Here is a 12,285-nt window from a genome sequence, read left to right as displayed (position 1 = left end):
CATGCACCGCACGAGGGGGAGGTGCGCGACGACTACCATCAGGGAATGAGCACCACCGACCCGACCCCAGCCCTCGCGGCGACAGCCGCCTCCCGCACCCGGACGGAGCGTCACCGCGTCATCCTCACCCACGCTCTCGAGGCCGCGGCCTCTGCAGCTGACGGCGGGCTCGACGCCGTCATCGCCGCCGGCCAGGCGTCCCTCATGGGCGAGCCGCACGTGGAGCTCGTCCGCGTGAGCACCGTCGACGGGGAGACGGGCGGCGCGCTCGATAGCGGCCACAGCGGGTCCGTCAAAGTCACCATCGCCGCGACGGTCGACGGAATCGACGCGAGTCGATCGCGCACCTTCTACGTCGCCTGAGTCGACCGGCGTCGGACGACTCGCGCAAGTCGACTCGCGCACGTCCCATAAGCTGGACGGAGCCGTCAGAGGAGTTCTCCGCACAATGTCCGACCAGCCCCAGGCCCCCGGGTCCTCGTCCGCCCCCTCGACCGCTCCGGCGGAGCCGACCGAGCAGGAGATCACCGAACAGAAGGCCGTGCGCCTCGCGAAGCGGCAGCGCCTGATCGACGAGGCGACGGACGCCGCGGGCGGCGCCTACCCCGTCTCGGTGCCCGTCACCCACACGATCCGCGAGGTCCGCGAGGCCTACGGGCACCTCGCCCCCGACGAGGCCTCGGGCGACACCGTCGCCGTCGCGGGCCGCGTCGTGCACCTCCGCAACACCGGCAAGCTGTGCTTCGCGAGCCTGCAGTCCGGCGACGGCACACGCATCCAGGCCATGGTGAGCCTGGCTGTCGTCGGCGAGGAGAGCCTTTCCGCGTGGAAGGAGCTCGTCGACCTCGGCGACCACGTCTTCGTCTCCGGAGAGGCCGCGGCCAGCCGTCGCGGCGAACTGTCGATCATGGTCACGGAGTGGCGTATCGCGTCGAAGGCGATCCAGCCGCTCCCCAACCTGCACAACGAGCTCTCGGAGGAGACGCGGGTGCGCTCGCGCTACCTCGACCTCATCTCGCGCGAGCAGGCACGGGTGAACGTCGTGACGCGCTCCAAGGCCGTCGCGAGCCTCCGCGCCACGTTCGCCGCCCGAGACTTCCTCGAGGTCGAGACGCCGATGCTCCAGGTGATGCACGGCGGCGCGTCGGCGCGGCCCTTCGTCACGCACTCGAACGCCTTCGACACCGAGCTCTTCCTGCGGATCGCGCCGGAGCTCTACCTCAAGCGCGCCGTCGTCGGCGGCATCGACCGCGTCTTCGAGATCAACCGCAACTTCCGCAACGAGGGTGCCGACTCCACCCACAGCCCCGAGTTCGCGATGCTCGAGGCCTATGAGGCGTACGGAGACTACTCGTCGATCGCCGACCTCACCCAGACCCTCATCCAGGACGCGGCGCTCGCCGTCTCCGGGAGTCACGTCGTGACGTGGGCCGACGGCACCGAGTACGACCTCGGCGGCGAGTGGGACCGCATCTCGATGTTCGAGAGTCTCTCCGAAGCGGCCGGTGTCCGGATCACGCCCGAGACGCCGATCGAGGAACTCGCGGCGCTCGCCGAACGCGAAGGCGTCGAGGTGCCGCACCCGATCCACGGCAAGTACGTGGAGGAGCTGTGGGAGCACTTCGTGAAGGGCGGTCTCGTCCGACCCACGTTCGTCATGGACTTCCCCCTCGACACGAGCCCGCTCGTACGCGAGCACCGGTCCATCCCCGGCGTCGTGGAGAAATGGGACCTCTACATCCGCGGCTTCGAACTCGCGACCGGCTATTCGGAGCTCGTCGACCCTGTGATCCAGCGCGAGCGCTTCGTCGCTCAGGCGACGCTCGCCGCTCAGGGCGACGTCGAGGCGATGCGTCTCGATGAGGAATTCCTCCGCGCCCTCGAGCACGGAATGCCGCCGACGGGAGGCATGGGGATGGGAGTGGACCGCCTCCTCATGGCTCTCACCGGGCTCGGCATCCGCGAGACGATCCTCTTCCCGCTCGTGAAGGACACCCAGGCGTAGACCGGGTGCGCTGACGTAGACTGTTCGCATCATGATGATCGAGAATTTCTGGCTCAACGCCGCGTGGTCGCTCTTCCCGACCATCGTGCTCGGCATCATCTTCTACGTCGTGATGCGCTCCGTGATCCGCGTCGACCGCAACGAGCGCCGCGCGTACTCCGAGCTCGAAGCGGAGGAACGCGCTCGCCGCGGTCTGCCGCCCAAGCCCACCACCACCGCCTGAGGCACCCGCCCGCCGCACACGAAACGGACGCCGTCTGACGGCTCCGCCGCCTCAGGGCCGGGGAGAGCATGAACGAGACCCTCACCCTCTGGCTGGTCTGGATCGGTATCGCGATCGACCTCGTGGTCCGCGCGATAGCGATCGTCATCATTCCGCGCAATCGCAAGCCGACGGCGGGGATGGCGTGGTTGCTCGCCGTCTTCTTCATCCCTTATCTCGGGATCCTGCTCTTCCTCCTGATCGGGAACCCGAAGCTGCCGCGCAAGCGGCGCAAGATCCAGGACAGCGTCAACACCGCCATCGAACGGGCCGTGGACAACCTGCCGAAGCAGGACCTCGAGTTCTCCGGGCCCGCGTGGCTGGAATCCCTCGTTCACCTCAACGAGCGGCTCGGTGCGATGCCCATCCTGAGCGGCAACGAGGCCCGGCTCATGAGCGACTACAACGACACGCTCATCGCGATGGCCGACGAGATCGACGCCGCCACGTCGTACGTCTACGTCGAGTCGTACATCATCTCTTACGACTCGGCGACCGCGCCGATCTTCGACGCGATGGAGCGAGCGGTCGACCGCGGGCTCACCGTGCATCTGCTGCTCGACCACTGGGCGAGCCTGCGTCGCACCGGGTACCGGCGCACGATCGCCAAGCTCGATTCGATCGGCGTGCGCTGGGAGCTCATGCTGCCGCTGCAGCCGCTCAAGGGCAAGTTCCAGCGGCCCGACCTGCGCAATCACCGCAAGATCCTCATCGTCGACGGTCGTGTGGGCTTCCTGGGCTCGCAGAACATCATCGACCGCAGCTACAACACGAGGGCCAACACCCGCCGCGGGCTCAAATGGAAGGAGCTCGTCGCGCGCGTGGAGGGCCCCGTCGTGGGCGAGATGGAGGCCATCTTCCTCACCGACTGGTACAGCGAGACCGGCGAGAACCTCCTGACCGAGATCGACGTGGTGGATCCGACGCCCGACCTCGGCGACCTCGCCTGCCAGATCGTGCCGAGCGGGCCGGGCTTCGAGGGTGAGAACAACCTGCGTCTCTTCCTCGGGCTGCTCTACGGGGCGCAGAAGCGCATCGTCATCACGAGCCCGTACTTCGTGCCGGACGAATCGCTCCTGTATGCGGTCACCACAGCCGTGCTCCGGGGCGTGCCCGTGGATCTGTTCGTCTCGGAGATCGGCGACCAGGCGCTCGTCTATCACGCCCAGCGCAGCTACTACGAGCAGCTCCTCCGTGCGGGCGTGCGGATCTTCCTCTACCCGGCGCCGTACATCCTTCACTCCAAGTTCTTCACGATCGACGACGACGTGGCCGTCATCGGCTCGAGCAACATGGACATGCGCTCCTTCGGTCTCAACCTCGAGGTGTCGATGCTCGTCCGCGGCACGTCGTTCGTCGACGACATGCGCAACATCGAGGACGAGTATCGCGAGGTCAGCCGAGAGCTCACCCTCGACGAATGGCTCCAGCAGCCGCTCCGCTCCACCGTTCTCGACAATCTGGCGCGCCTCACCTCCGCTCTGCAGTAGCCCTCTCTGCGTTGTCCCGCAAGGCGGGAGGGCGGTGGCGGCGACGAGGCAAGATGGGCCCGTGGACGGACAGATCTTCGGGGCGGCCGGTGCCGGACTGCTGGCAGGCGGTGCGCTCGTCGTCGGCGCGGTCATCGCGTGGTTCGTGCGGGTGCCCGGACATGTGGTGGCCGGTGTGATGGCGTTCGGCTCGGGTGTCCTCATCTCGGCACTCGCGTTCGACCTCGTCCAGGAAGCGGAGGAGTCCGGCGGGTTCCTGCCGACCATGGCCGGTTTCCTCTCCGGCGCGATCGTGTACGTCGGCCTCAACCTCCTACTCGACTGGCGGGATGCCCGCAACCGCAGAGGTTCGGGGGAGAGCCCCGGTACCGGTACAGGCATCGCCGTCGGGGCGCTTCTCGACGGTGTGCCCGAGACGGCGGTGCTCGGTCTCAGCATGGCGGCCGGTTCGGGCCTCAGCATCCCGGTGCTCGCGGCCGTCATCATCTCGAACCTGCCGGAGGGACTCGCGTCCACCGCCGAGCTCAAGAAGAGCGGCCGGCCAGCTCGTTTCGTCTTCAGCCTGTGGATCGGGATCGCCGTGGCGTGCGCGCTGTCGTCGCTCGCCGGCTACCTCCTCCTCGACGGTGCGCCGGTCGAGGCGACGTCGTTCGTGACGGCGGTCGCGGCCGGCGCCATCCTCGCGATGATCTGCGACACGATGATCCCCGAGGCGTTCCGCGATACGAAGGCCTTCACGGGTCTCCTCGCGGTGCTGGGCTTCTTCGCGAGCTTCGCGATCCACGCCGTCTCCTGACGCCCCGCCGCCTTTCTTCTCCGGTCTCGTCACCGAGCGCTACACCTTGAGGCGAGCGCGAGTCAGGAGCGGACGAGCAGGTCGCCGATCTCGCACTCGAGGGCCTCGCAGATCGCGACGAGGGTCGAGAAGCGGATCGCGCGGGCCCTGTCGTTCTTCAGGACCGAGAGGTTCACGATGCTCACGCCCACCCGCTTGCTGAGTTCGGTGAGGGAGAGTCCGCGCTCGGTGAGGAGCTCGTCGAGCCGGCAGTGGACCCCGGTGGGGCCGTCGTCGACCGGCGGCATCAGACGAGCCCCTCGGTGTCGCGCTGCATCTTCTGGCCGAGCTGGAACGCGGTGGCCACGACGGCGAGGACGAGACCGATGAGGAGGGGAGCGAAGTCGTATTCGCTCATGAACGGGAAGACCGCGTCCATGGGGTCGGGGTTGAGAGCGGTGACGATCGAGAACATCGCGACCGTGTCGAGCCCCGCGCCGATGAGGCTGCCGGCGATGAGGGTGATGCTCGCCGTCGCGACGAGCCACGTCGCGCTGCGCACGAACGGGCGCCCGAGCAGGACCGCGCGGCACATCGCGACGATGCTCGCGGCGACCACGGCCGTCATGACGGCTGTCGCGGCCATGGATCCGGCGAGGGCCACCCGCGGTCCGACGTCGATACCCGAGACGACGAGGTCGGCACGGTCGAAGGTGCCGGAGAGGATCGTCGCCGAACCGGTCGCTGCATCGGTCGGCACGGTCATCGCCGCCGACAACGTCACCGGGATGTCGTCGCCGAAGAGGTCGACGATCGCGGGTACGACGCTGATGAGAGACAGGACGCCGACGAGGGCTGCCAGGACGGCGAAGAGCCACAGGACGAAGACGTCGGACCGATCGAGGATCGTGGTGCGGACGGTGGTGCGGAGCTTCATGACGACATCCTTCACGATGATCGATAACAACGAATATCGATAAGTTATCGATGGTCGATATGAAATGCAAGTCCGACGGTCACCGACCATCCGCATGATGCGCCCACGGCGAACAACGGATTATCCGCAGCGCACCGCCGTTACTCTCTCTATATCGGCGCGAACCTTGCCCACGCGCCGGAAGGAGCCCTGATGTTTGAGAGATTCACCGACCGAGCTCGTCGTGTCGTCGTTCTGGCCCAAGAAGAGGCCAAGATGCTCAACCACAACTACATCGGCACCGAGCACATCCTCCTCGGTCTGATCCACGAGGGTGAGGGTGTCGCTGCGAAGGCGCTCGAGTCGATGGGCATCTCCCTCGACTCCGTGCGCGAGCAGGTCACCGACATCATCGGTACCGGTCAGCAGCAGCCCACCGGTCACATCCCCTTCACGCCGCGCGCGAAGAAGGTCCTCGAGCTGAGCCTCCGTGAGGCGCTTCAGCTCGGCCACAACTACATCGGCACCGAGCACATCCTCCTCGGCCTCATCCGTGAGGGCGAGGGCGTCGCCGCTCAGGTGCTCGTCAAGCTCGGCGCCGACCTCAACAAGGTGCGCCAGCAGGTCATCCAGTTGCTCTCGGGCTACCAGGGCAAGGAGGCTGCAGCCGTCGGCGGCAACGCGAGCGAGCAGCAGGCTCAGGGGGGATCGCAGATCCTCGACCAGTTCGGTCGCAACCTCACGCAGGCCGCGCGCGACAACAAGCTCGACCCGGTCATCGGGCGCGAGAAGGAGATCGAGCGCGTGATGCAGATCCTGTCGCGCCGCTCGAAGAACAACCCCGTCCTCATCGGTGAGCCCGGCGTCGGCAAGACCGCTGTCGTCGAAGGGCTGGCCCAGGCCATCGTCAAGGGCGAGGTGCCCGAGACGCTCAAGGACAAGCAGCTCTACTCGCTCGACCTCGGGTCGCTCATCGCCGGAAGCCGCTACCGCGGTGACTTCGAGGAGCGCCTCAAGAAGGTCACGAAGGAGATCCGCACCCGCGGCGACATCATCGTCTTCATCGACGAGATCCACACCCTCGTGGGTGCGGGTGCCGCCGAGGGCGCGATCGACGCCGCGTCGATCCTCAAGCCGCTCCTCGCCCGTGGCGAGCTGCAGACCGTCGGCGCCACCACGCTCGACGAGTACCGCAAGCACTTCGAGAAGGACGCGGCCCTCGAGCGTCGCTTCCAGCCCATCCAGGTGGCCGAGCCGAGCCTGCCCCACGCGATCAACATCCTCAAGGGGCTGCGCGATCGCTACGAGGCGCACCACAAGGTCTCGATCACGGACGGCGCGATCGTCGCGGCGGCGAACCTCGCCGACCGCTACATCTCCGACCGCTTCCTCCCGGACAAGGCCATCGACCTGATCGACGAGGCCGGCGCACGCCTGCGTCTGTCGATCCTCTCGAGCCCGCCCGAGCTGCGCGAGTTCGACGAGAAGATCTCCGTCGTGCGTGCCGCGAAGGAGACCGCGATCGAGGACCAGGACTTCGAGAAGGCCGCGAGCCTGCGCGACGAGGAGAAGAACCTCCTCGGCGAGCGTCTCCGCCTCGAGAAGCAGTGGAGGAGCGGAGAGGTCAAGACCACCGCGACCGTCGACGAGGGTCTCATCGCCGAGGTGCTGGCGCAGGCCACCGGCATCCCCGTGTTCAAGCTCACGGAGGAGGAGTCCTCGCGACTCGTCTTCATGGAGAAGGCCCTGCACCAGCGCGTCATCGGTCAGGAGGAGGCCATCGCGGCCCTCTCCCGCACGATCCGTCGCACGCGTGCCGGTCTCAAGGACCCGAAGCGTCCCTCGGGCTCGTTCATCTTCGCCGGCCCCACGGGTGTCGGTAAGACCGAGCTCGCGAAGGCGCTCGCCGAGTTCCTCTTCGACGACGAGAACGCGATGATCTCGCTCGACATGTCGGAGTACGGCGAGAAGCACACCGTCTCGCGCCTCTTCGGTGCCCCTCCCGGATTCGTCGGCTTCGAAGAGGGCGGCCAGCTCACGGAGAAGGTCCGTCGCAAGCCGTTCAGCGTCGTGCTGTTCGACGAGATCGAGAAGGCCCACCCGGACATCTTCAACTCGCTGCTGCAGGTGCTCGAGGAGGGTCGTCTCACCGACGGCCAGGGCCGTGTCATCGACTTCAAGAACACCGTCATCATCATGACCACGAACCTCGGTTCGAAGGGCATCGCCGGTGGCCCGGTGGGCTTCCAGGTCGAGGGCGACTCGTCCACGACGTACGACATCATGAAGGGCAAGGTCAACGAGGAGCTCAAGAAGCACTTCAAGCCCGAGTTCCTCAACCGTGTCGACGACACGATCGTGTTCCCGCAGCTCAGCAAGCCCGAGCTGCTGCAGATCGTTGACCTGTTCGTGAAGCGACTGTCCGACCGTCTGCTCGACCGCGACATGACGGTGGAGCTCACGCTCGCCGCCAAGGAGCGCCTCATCGAGGTCGGGTTCGACCCGGCCCTCGGTGCCCGCCCCCTGCGTCGCGCGATCCAGAACGAGGTCGAGGACCGTCTGTCGGAGAAGATCCTGCACGGCGAGCTCAACCCCGGCGATCACGTGCACGTCGACTTCATCGGGACGGAGTTCGTCTTCACGACCTCGTCCCGCGGTGAGGCCGTCGGCGCGGGAATCAACGCGACCCGCTCGCTCGGCACGGGACCGCAGACCCCGGACCTCGCGATCTAGCCCGTCCCACTCGCACCACCCGGAACGCCCCTCGACCACACGGTCGAGGGGCGTTCCGCCATTCCCACCCCTCCTCTCACCCCAAAAAGATCGCGATACAGCACGAGTTTTCGCGCTGTATCGAAATCTTTTTGGGGTGAGGTGGGGCGGCGGGAGGGGGATGGGGGAGGGCGATCTATGGTGGGGGGATGGGTTCACCGTTCACCGTCCGCCGTGCCCGCGCCTCCGACGTCCCCGCGATCGAGCAGCTCGTCGCGCCGTACGTGCAGCGACGCATCCTCATCGGCAAGGAGCGGGTGGCGTACTACGAGTCGATCCAGGAGTTCCAGGTGGCCGAAGGCCCCGACGGGATCCTCGTGGGTTGCGGCGCGCTCCACACGCTGTGGGAGGACCTCGGCGAGGTGCGCACCCTCGCGGTCTCGGCCGACTGGCTGCACCACGGCGTCGGCCACGCGATCCTCGAGGAGCTGCAGAACGCCGCGACGTCGCTCGGTCTCAAACGCCTCTTCTGCCTCACCTTCGAGGTCGATTTCTTCGAGGGACACGGTTTCCGCCCCATCGGCGAGACCGTTGTGCCGCCCGAGGTGTACGCGGAACTCGTCCGCTCCAGCGACGAGGGCGTCGCCGAGTTCCTCGAGCTCGCGCGCGTGAAGCCCAACACTCTCGGGAACACCCGCATGCTCAAGCTCCTCGACCCGGCACCGGCGACCGCCGCATCGGGTGCTGAGGCTCCGTCCGCCGAGGCTTCGTCCGCCGACTGACCGCACGACGAAGCGCCCCGCCCGATCCGAAGGGGATCGAGCGGGGCGCTCTGTGGTGGTGCTGGTGTCGGATCAGCCGACCGGCTGGCTGTCGCGCTTCGGAAGCTTCCATCCGGGGCGCACGAAGTGGCACGTGTAGCCGTTCGGATACACCTGGAGGTAGTCCTGGTGCTCCGGCTCGGCCTCCCAGAAGTCGCGGATCCGGTACACCTCGGTGACGACCGGTCCCGGCCATATCCCCGAAGCGTTGACGTCGGCGATCGTGTCGAGCGCGGTCTTCTCCTGCTCGTCGCTCTGCGGGAAGATTGCCGAGCGATAACCGCGGCCGCGGTCGTTGCCCTGACGGTCCTTCGTGGTGGGGTCGTGCACCTGGAAGAAGAACTCCAACTGCTCACGGAACGACGTGACCGACGGGTCGAAGACGATCTCGATGGCCTCGGCGTGGTCGCCGTGTGCGCGGTAGGTCGCGTTCGGGGTGCTGTCGTCGCCCGCGTAACCGACGCGCGTCGACACGACGCCCGGACGGCTGCGGATGAGCTCCTGCATTCCCCAGAAGCAGCCTCCCGCGAGGATTGCGGTCTCGGTGGTCATGATGCGTCCTCCTTCTGGGACGACTCAGGCGTCCCCGTGGTCTCGAACAGCGAGCGATACTCACCGTATCCCTGTGCGTCGAGCTCGTCGACGGGGACGAAACGCAGCGCGGCGGAGTTCATGCAGTAGCGCAGGCCTCCAGCCTCGCGGGGGCCGTCGTCGAAGACGTGGCCCAGGTGGCTGTCGGCTCCCGACGAGCGGATCTCGACCCGCTTCATGAACAGCTGCCGGTCGACCTTCTCGGTGACGGCGTCCTGCGCGATGGGGCGTGTGAAGCTCGGCCATCCCGAGCGGCTGTCGTACTTGTCGCGCGAGCTGAAGAGCGGCTGGCCGGACACGACGTCGACGTACAGTCCCTCATCGTGCGCGTCCCAGTACTGGTTGCGGAAGGCGGGCTCCGTGCCCTCCTCCTGCGTCACCCGGTACTGGGTGGGTGTGAGGCGGGCGAGCGCCTCTGGCGTCTTGCGGTACTCCTGTGCCACGAGTCCTCCTTCTCGGCACCGCTGGCTGCGGTGCTCGGCGACACCGGAAGTTCGGCGTCACTCGGTGCAACGGATGGTGGCTCCGAGCTGTTCCTCCGAAGCTGGGACACGGCTGTGAAGGAGCGGAAGTGCGACGATTGCCCGGTTCCGCCCGCGTGCCGCCCGGCCGCGGGCGGGTCGGCGATTTATCCTGGCCCCATGTCGACGAACGAGAGGCCGGAACGACCGTCGAAGGCTGTCTACCGCCGTCGCCGTCTCGTCGTCCTCCTGGGATTGCTCGCGATCATCGCCGTCATCGCTCTCCTGATCATCCAGCCCGGATCGTCGTCGGGACGATCACAGGAACCGAGCGCGTCTCCATCCGCCTCGGCGGGCACGAGCGACGCGGCCGTCACGCCCTCTCCATCGGCCACGGCTTCCGACGGGGACCCCGCCTGCACGGCCGACACGGTGACCGTCGAGGCGAAGACGGACAAGAGCACCTACCAGGCCGGTGAGCTCCCGCAGCTCTCGCTCTCCCTCACGAACACGGGGTCCGTGCCGTGCACGATCGACGTGGGCACGAGTCAGCAGGTCTTCACGATCACGAGCGGCCAGGAGACGTACTGGACCTCGACCGATTGTCAGACCGAGCCGACGAACGCCGTGACGCTGCTCGAGCCGCAGACCACGATCACGTCGAACCCCGCGATCGCCTGGGATCGTACCCGCTCGGCGACGGATACGTGCGAGGGTGAACGTCCCGCCGTCCCGGCCGGGGGCGCGTCGTACCACCTGAACACGACGGTCGCGGGGATCGAGTCCGAGGACTCGGCGCAGTTCCTGCTGTACTGACGCCTCGGGCCCGTGCAGGCGGCGGGCTCGCCGCGCGGACTGACAGACTGGACGCATGGCGAAGAAGAAGAAGCCCGATTTCTCGTCCCCGGTCCTCGCCGAGGCGCTCGAGAAGCAGGACATGGCGGCCGTCGCGTTCGCGCTGCGGCATCACCCCGTGGTCGTGCCTCTTGCGTCCGCCATCGACCGCGACAAGCCCACGGCGACCCCTGACGTGTGGATGTACCGGCAGCCCGAGACGGCCCGTCTCGCGCTCCTGCTGTTCTCGAACGCGACGAACAAGCCGGCGGCGCTGCCCCCGTTCGTCGGGCTGTACGACGGCGAGTGGCTCGCCGCGTTCCTGCGCACCTACGGCGACGACATCGAGACGGTGTTCTTCGACATCGCCGGCCCGCATGCGATGCAGGCGACGCCGGACGAGCTGCTCCGTGTGCTCGCCCTCGAGGGCGGCGCGGAACCGGCGACGAGCGCGGAATAGACCGCTCCGACGTCCTGAACGGCTAGACCTGCTGGGTGCCGCCGCGGCGGCGCAGTTCCTGCAGCTGCGTCACGATGGCCTCAGGCAGGGGCGGCTCCGGAGCGGTGGGGGAGTCGTCTCCCCACGGGTCGGTCTCCGAGTCGAGCGCACGCACCTCGGCGTGCAGGTGCTCCATCCGACGGTCGAGCTCCGAGGCGATCTGCGCGGTCCCCGTGAGGGTGGAGACGAGGTGGCCGGGCACCTCTCCGCTGTACTTGTAGTAGATCTTGTGCTCGAGGCTCGCCCAGAAGTCCATCGCGATCGTGCGGATCTGTAGCTCGACGAGCACCGGCACCACACCGTTCGACATGAAGACGGGGATCTCGATGATGGCGTGCAGGCTCTTGTAGCCGTTGGCCTTCGGCTCGGCGATGTAGTCCTTGATCTCACGGACGGTGATGTCGCTCTGCGCCGTGAGCATCTCGAGCACCCGGTAGGTGTCGGCGATGAAGCTGCACGTGATGCGCACGCCGGCGATGTCGGTGATGGTCGACCGGATCGCCTCGAACGACGGGTCGCAGCCCTTGCGCGCCACCTTGTCGATGATGCTCTCGGGGCTCTTCACGCGCGAGTTCACGTGCTCGATCGGGTTGTAGGAATGCAGGTGGGTGAACTCGTCCTGCAGGATCGAGATCTTCGTGAGCACCTCGTCGATCGCGAACTGGTACTGCATCATGAAGCGCGTGAACTCGGTGCGGAGCCGCTTCGCCTCCGCGATGGAGGCGGGATCGATGCTCGTGCTGAGGGGGGCGAGCGACCCCGGTGCGCGCGTCGCCTGCTCGTCCGCGGAGCGCGGGTCGGGGTTCACGGTCGGGTTCTGGCCCGTGGTCGGCGTTGAGGACGAGTCGGTCACGTCCTCGAGCCTACGACCGCTACCTATTGGTTCGGTGAATCGAGCCGCCGGGGATGTGAAGCGGGA

Annotated in this window: 14 protein-coding genes; 9 read left to right on the top strand and 5 right to left on the bottom strand. The window is 67.3% G+C overall.

What is annotated here, in order from left to right:
- The first annotated feature begins 45 nt into the window (after positions 1 to 45).
- The 5 genes from CLV49_RS18500 to CLV49_RS02200 all read left to right on the top strand — a co-directional run bounded on the left by CLV49_RS18500 (position 46) and on the right by CLV49_RS02200 (position 4,553).
- Positions 46 to 363, top strand: coding sequence for a hypothetical protein (locus CLV49_RS18500; protein WP_243696761.1), 318 nt, complete (start codon positions 46 to 48; stop codon positions 361 to 363).
- Between the two features lie 85 nt (positions 364 to 448).
- A complete protein-coding gene (gene lysS, locus CLV49_RS02215) occupies positions 449 to 2,005 on the top strand; it encodes a lysine--tRNA ligase (protein WP_106562076.1) in 1,557 nt (518 codons plus the stop codon).
- A gap of 31 nt (positions 2,006 to 2,036) precedes the next feature.
- Entirely contained in the window at positions 2,037 to 2,228 is a 192-nt protein-coding gene (locus CLV49_RS02210; protein ID WP_243696760.1) for a hypothetical protein, read from the top strand.
- Positions 2,229 to 2,296: 68 nt separating this feature from the next.
- On the top strand, positions 2,297 to 3,757 hold the full coding sequence (cls, locus tag CLV49_RS02205; protein WP_106562075.1) for a cardiolipin synthase: 1,461 nt from the start codon (positions 2,297 to 2,299) through the stop codon (positions 3,755 to 3,757).
- A 61-nt stretch (positions 3,758 to 3,818) separates the two neighbouring features.
- On the top strand, positions 3,819 to 4,553 hold the full coding sequence (locus tag CLV49_RS02200) for a ZIP family metal transporter (protein WP_243696759.1): 735 nt from the start codon (positions 3,819 to 3,821) through the stop codon (positions 4,551 to 4,553).
- Between the two features lie 62 nt (positions 4,554 to 4,615).
- Here CLV49_RS02200 and CLV49_RS02195 read toward each other — a convergent pair whose 3' ends face one another.
- Positions 4,616 to 4,840, bottom strand: coding sequence for a helix-turn-helix domain-containing protein (locus tag CLV49_RS02195; protein WP_106562074.1), 225 nt, complete (start codon positions 4,838 to 4,840; stop codon positions 4,616 to 4,618).
- Complete coding sequence (locus CLV49_RS02190) at positions 4,840 to 5,469, bottom strand: hypothetical protein (RefSeq protein WP_127054512.1); 630 nt, start codon at positions 5,467 to 5,469, stop codon at positions 4,840 to 4,842. Before CLV49_RS02190 ends, CLV49_RS02195 begins: the two co-directional genes overlap by 1 nt.
- Positions 5,470 to 5,661: 192 nt before the next feature.
- Between CLV49_RS02190 and CLV49_RS02185 the strand changes: the two genes are divergently transcribed.
- Positions 5,662 to 8,181, top strand: coding sequence for an ATP-dependent Clp protease ATP-binding subunit (locus CLV49_RS02185; RefSeq protein ID WP_106562072.1), 2,520 nt, complete (start codon positions 5,662 to 5,664; stop codon positions 8,179 to 8,181).
- 188 nt (positions 8,182 to 8,369) lie between these two features.
- On the top strand, positions 8,370 to 8,942 hold the full coding sequence (locus CLV49_RS02180; protein WP_106562071.1) for an amino-acid N-acetyltransferase: 573 nt from the start codon (positions 8,370 to 8,372) through the stop codon (positions 8,940 to 8,942).
- A 72-nt stretch (positions 8,943 to 9,014) separates the two neighbouring features.
- On the opposite strand, the gene msrA is transcribed toward CLV49_RS02180, so the two are convergent.
- A complete protein-coding gene (gene msrA / locus CLV49_RS02175; protein WP_106562070.1) occupies positions 9,015 to 9,533 on the bottom strand; it encodes a peptide-methionine (S)-S-oxide reductase MsrA in 519 nt (172 codons plus the stop codon).
- The gene (gene msrB / locus CLV49_RS02170) at positions 9,530 to 10,015 is read right to left on the bottom strand and encodes a peptide-methionine (R)-S-oxide reductase MsrB (protein ID WP_106562069.1); all 486 of its coding nucleotides are present in this window, start codon (positions 10,013 to 10,015) and stop codon (positions 9,530 to 9,532) included. Before msrB ends, msrA begins: the two co-directional genes overlap by 4 nt.
- A 198-nt stretch (positions 10,016 to 10,213) precedes the next feature.
- Between msrB and CLV49_RS02165 the strand changes: the two genes are divergently transcribed.
- Both CLV49_RS02165 and CLV49_RS02160 read left to right on the top strand, forming a co-directional pair.
- A complete protein-coding gene (locus CLV49_RS02165; protein WP_106562068.1) occupies positions 10,214 to 10,849 on the top strand; it encodes a hypothetical protein in 636 nt (211 codons plus the stop codon).
- Between the two features lie 55 nt (positions 10,850 to 10,904).
- Positions 10,905 to 11,327 carry a dehydrogenase gene (locus CLV49_RS02160; protein ID WP_106562067.1) on the top strand — a complete coding sequence of 141 codons (423 nt, stop codon included), beginning with the start codon at positions 10,905 to 10,907 and terminating at the stop codon, positions 11,325 to 11,327.
- A gap of 22 nt (positions 11,328 to 11,349) precedes the next feature.
- Here CLV49_RS02160 and CLV49_RS02155 read toward each other — a convergent pair whose 3' ends face one another.
- Positions 11,350 to 12,099 carry a GTP pyrophosphokinase gene (locus CLV49_RS02155; RefSeq protein ID WP_243696770.1) on the bottom strand — a complete coding sequence of 250 codons (750 nt, stop codon included), beginning with the start codon at positions 12,097 to 12,099 and terminating at the stop codon, positions 11,350 to 11,352.
- Positions 12,100 to 12,285: the final 186 nt, after the last annotated feature.

Origin of the sequence: Labedella gwakjiensis (genome assembly GCF_003014675.1) — a bacterium.
In the GTDB taxonomy this organism is placed as follows: domain Bacteria; phylum Actinomycetota; class Actinomycetes; order Actinomycetales; family Microbacteriaceae; genus Labedella; species Labedella gwakjiensis.
The sequence above is the reverse complement of the archived record's forward strand: the minus strand, read 5'-3'. Positions and strand labels throughout refer to the sequence as shown.

Excerpts from the sequence above, each read along its gene's own strand:
- lysS (WP_106562076.1), top strand. The coding sequence starts at position 449 with ATGTCCGACCAGCCCCAGGCCCCCGGGTCCTCGTCCGCCCCCTCGACC.
- CLV49_RS02195 (WP_106562074.1), bottom strand. The coding sequence starts at position 4,840 with ATGCCGCCGGTCGACGACGGCCCCACCGGGGTCCACTGCCGGCTCGAC.
- CLV49_RS02160 (WP_106562067.1), top strand. The coding sequence starts at position 10,905 with ATGGCGAAGAAGAAGAAGCCCGATTTCTCGTCCCCGGTCCTCGCCGAG.
- CLV49_RS02180 (WP_106562071.1), top strand. The coding sequence starts at position 8,370 with ATGGGTTCACCGTTCACCGTCCGCCGTGCCCGCGCCTCCGACGTCCCC.
- cls (WP_106562075.1), top strand. The coding sequence starts at position 2,297 with ATGAACGAGACCCTCACCCTCTGGCTGGTCTGGATCGGTATCGCGATC.
- msrA (WP_106562070.1), bottom strand. The coding sequence starts at position 9,533 with ATGACCACCGAGACCGCAATCCTCGCGGGAGGCTGCTTCTGGGGAATG.
- CLV49_RS02185 (WP_106562072.1), top strand. The coding sequence starts at position 5,662 with ATGTTTGAGAGATTCACCGACCGAGCTCGTCGTGTCGTCGTTCTGGCC.
- CLV49_RS18500 (WP_243696761.1), top strand. The coding sequence starts at position 46 with ATGAGCACCACCGACCCGACCCCAGCCCTCGCGGCGACAGCCGCCTCC.
- CLV49_RS02165 (WP_106562068.1), top strand. The coding sequence starts at position 10,214 with ATGTCGACGAACGAGAGGCCGGAACGACCGTCGAAGGCTGTCTACCGC.
- CLV49_RS02210 (WP_243696760.1), top strand. The coding sequence starts at position 2,037 with ATGATGATCGAGAATTTCTGGCTCAACGCCGCGTGGTCGCTCTTCCCG.
- CLV49_RS02190 (WP_127054512.1), bottom strand. The coding sequence starts at position 5,469 with ATGAAGCTCCGCACCACCGTCCGCACCACGATCCTCGATCGGTCCGAC.